The organism is Rhodococcus sp. (in: high G+C Gram-positive bacteria) (genome assembly GCF_049286785.1).
Classification (GTDB): Bacteria; Actinomycetota; Actinomycetes; order Mycobacteriales; family Mycobacteriaceae; genus Rhodococcus_F.
Map to the genome: position 1 here is coordinate 1 of NZ_JBAQEO010000340.1, position 3,817 is coordinate 3,817.

General features: G+C 65.4%; 2 protein-coding genes. One reads left to right on the top strand and one right to left on the bottom strand.

Annotated elements, in window-relative coordinates:
* Positions 1–200: 200 nt before the first annotated feature.
* The gene (locus WAW17_RS12850) at positions 201–1,778 is read right to left on the bottom strand and encodes an alpha/beta fold hydrolase (protein WP_422333349.1); all 1,578 of its coding nucleotides are present in this window, start codon (positions 1,776–1,778) and stop codon (positions 201–203) included.
* 210 nt (positions 1,779–1,988) lie between these two features.
* Here WAW17_RS12850 and WAW17_RS12855 point away from each other — a divergent pair, with 210 nt between their 5' ends.
* The gene (locus WAW17_RS12855) at positions 1,989–3,713 is read left to right on the top strand and encodes a cutinase family protein (protein WP_422333350.1); all 1,725 of its coding nucleotides are present in this window, start codon (positions 1,989–1,991) and stop codon (positions 3,711–3,713) included.
* Positions 3,714–3,817 lie beyond the last annotated feature (104 nt).

Sequence of the window (3,817 nt, forward strand, 5' to 3'; positions counted from 1 at the left end):
AACGTCCGCCCGCGGCACCGTGCGCTACCCGTCAGCGGGTGGCTCCATGAGCACCCTGGAGATCAAGAGCCGCATCGAAGCGATGTTCCGCGACAGGACGGACGCACCGGACGAACTGGTGGAGCAGCCCGACTGACACCGCGAAGGCTTCGTGCGGTTGTGGCCGCCCAACCTCCGGACCGGACTGATCGACGGCCGTCTCACCGGATCCGGATGTTCGCTTCCGGAACCTCGGTCACCGACGTGCGCCCGGTGCGCAGGTACTCCACGATGGCGGCGTTGAGCGGGGGGTTGTTCTTGCCGCTCACTCCGTGATCGCCGCCGCCGACGGTGACGAGGCGGGACCGCATCTGGTCGGCGAGGACGAGACCACCGTCGTACGGAGTCTGCGGATCCCCCCGACTCTGCAACTGTAAGGGCGCGGTGGCGAGGGACCGCCCGGTCAGCGTCACGGGTCTCGTTACGGGCGGCGCGCCTGCGCAGCCGGCACCCGAACCGTACTGGTAACCCATCAAGTCGAAGACATCCATGTTCCACAGCGCCTCGTACAGGAACGCCGGATACAGCTGCGGCTCGACTGCAGCTTGATTCTCGTTGCACAGCATCAAGGCCTGCAGATTCATCCCGCTCGCGACCAGCGGTTTCAGTTCCTCAGGAATGTCTCCGGCCCCGGGTGGAGGACCGTCGCGGATGGTGAGGGCCATATCGGGCCAGGCGTCCCGGTTCGGCGCCACCTGGTAGAGCATTCCGTAGGTAGTCGACGCGGCCTGAGTGGCACCCGGATCGGCGATCTTTGCCATGAACGCCTCGAAGCGGGTTCGGGCATCGGCCGTCATATTCACGCCGTCGCGATACTGCTGGGCGATCGCTTGCAGGCCCGGCGGTACATCACCGATCTGCGCGGGCGGAGGCGACAGGGTCGGAACGGCACCGGCCTCGGCAACCACCCGATCCGACCAGCGCTGATACACTTTCAGGGGCGTATCGCCGAGACCGTAGGTGGCGTCGTTGGCAGCTATCCACGGGAAAAGGTCACGGGCCCTTCGCTTGTACCCTTCACTCTGGCTGATCGGCACCTGGGTCCACAACCATTCCGGATTCACTCCGGAATCGAGAACCAGCCGATCGGTCTGCTGCGGAAACAGAGTGGCGTAGGTGGAACCGAGAAACGTTCCATACGAGATTCCGTAGATGCTGATTTGCTCCTCGCCGAGTGCCTTGCGGACCTCGTCGAAATCGCGGGCGGTGTTCTCGGTCGTCAGATGGCGTGTGTAACCAGGAGTGCCGGCCTCACAGCGGGCCCTCAGGTCGCCACCGGCGTTCGTGACGGCGGTGACCACATCAGCAAGATCCGGCTCGCCACACTGCACGGGCGTGGCGTAGAGCAGTCCTCTCGGCTGGACGCCGATGAGGTCCCACTCCTGCCTGAACTCGTCCGGCCATACCTGTGCCGGGGTGTCCTGGAACATCGACAGGGCGGAACCTCCCGGCCCGCCGGGGTTGCCGAACAGGACCCCGCGCCGATCCTGCGGGTTCTGCGCCGGGATCCGGCTGACCGTCAGCATGATCTTCGTTCCTTCGGCGGTTGCATAGTCCAGGGGCACCGCGATTTCGGCGCACTCACCGACCTCGACGAGCGAAAGTTCCGGACAAGGCCGCCATTCCAACGACCGATCGGTGCCCGCCGGTGGCTCCTGGGCAACGGCCACCGGCGAACTCGCGAACAGCACCAGCCCCGATACAACAATGCCGGTCGCACCCGATCGAAGCAATCTCATCTCGTGAATCCATTCCGTCGGCCTGTCGACCGAACATAACTCACGTAACGATCGAACCACGGATAGCCATCAAGTGTCGGAGCGCGAGATTGTTGCCGGCGGCCGAGCACCCGGGGTGTAACGCACGTGCTGCGATAACCGACGTTCTTGACATCTACGCGAGACCCACGGGGGTGGTCAGCACGGGCCACGATCGGATGGGGTTTGACCATGAAAGTTCACCGGACGGCGCATCGACGACGGATCGCCTCGGGTTTGATGGCACCTGGTGTGTTGGGGATGGCGGTTCTACTCGCAGCACCGTGGTCGAACCCGGGTTCACCGACAACGACTGCCACAGCTATGACAGCCGCCGCGTCCCCGTGTTACGACATGGTGAGCATCGCGGTCGGTGGACGCAACGACGCCCCGCGTGAGGGCACGCACGAGATGCTGGTGGCGCCCGACGGCACCCGGCTTCCGGCTTCCTTGTCCACCGAGTACGGCAGTCACTGGGTGGACCCCGTGGTGAACGCTCCGCGTCAGGCCGTCGGAGGCGATTCCTACGCGGCGGTCTACATCGACTATCCGGCGAACATGGCGTCCTACGAGGACGCGGTGAACGCCGGTATGGACAACACCGAAACCGTCATGCGCACCATCTCGGCCGCGTGCCCGAACACCAAGTTCGCGGTCGTCGGGTACAGCGAGGGCGCCGACGTGGCGCGGCGAGTGGCGATGGAGATCGGAAACCAGGAGACCGGGCAGGACGGGTCCTACGAGATCATCGACCCCGCCTCTGTGGTCGGCGTGGTGATTCTGGCAGATGCGGGACGCGGAGCGGGAGAGGGCCCCTTCCCCGGCGCCGAAGACGAGTCCCGCAATCCCGACGGATTCGATCTCGCCTACCAGACCCACAACGCCAGCGCACCCGGCAGCGGCGCGCTCCCGGGCACGTCCGGCGGGTTCGGTGCGCTCGATGGCAAGGTGGCATCATTCTGCTCGGACGGTGATCTCACCTGTTCGGCACCCGAGAACATCGCGTTGTTGCAGCTCGCGGTCAACGTGGGCCGGCAGTTGAACGTCGACCTGCTCGAGCGCGAAGGTCTCACCCCGGCGACGGGGCAGGATGTCGCGATGGTTCTCGGCCGGATCGCTCTCACGGCGTTCGCCGACATCTCCGCGCAGCAGAACTGGATGCAGAGTGACGAGACGTTCCTCGACGTCCTGGTGAAGGTGTCCGATCCCGCGTACGAGCCCGCCACCACGTCGTCGGTATCGGACACGTCGACTCAGCCCATCCCGTTGAACGAGGCAGCAGGATTGGTTTATCTACCCTCGAAGTTGCGCAACGAGATCATCGGGTTCATCGCGGACAACGAGAACACCATCCAGGTTGCGATGAGCGATCCGTACCAGCAGACACTGGGCGAGGGCACCGGCCATCACTTCGACTACTGGCGCGACGCGGATGCGGCCAACGGAAAGCCGCTGACCTCCGCCGAATACGCCGCGGCCTGGCTGACCCATCTCGCGAAGGAAGCGGATGCGGGGAACCTGAAGACCACCACCACCGATCCGTCCGCCAAGGCCCGTGCCGTCTCGTCATTACAGAGTGCCGACAACACCACGGTCAGGTCGTCCACCACCGACCCGAAGAGCCTGCTGATCTCGGACAGTTCGACGGCCGAGCCCGCACCGCCGACGACCGCAGCGTCCGTGACGACTGCTGTGTCGGCAGCGAAACCAGCAGCCGTGATACCGTCTCCGTCTCCGGCACCGGCTGCAACGTCCGCTGCCGCGACCCCCACGCCGGCATCAACCACAGCCGAAGCCTCGGCCCCGCCGACCAGCACTCCGGTACCGACAACGCAGGTAACGACAGCGCAGACAACGACAACGCAGACAACGACAACGCAGACAACGACAACGACCACGCCGGCGCCCCGGCCGTAGGCCGTCACACCGGCGGGCGGTCGCTGCCCCGGGGGCGTCGTTACCGACATAGGCGATTGCCTTACGAGAGTGGGGTCACCCAGAAGCGACCGGCGGAGGTCAAC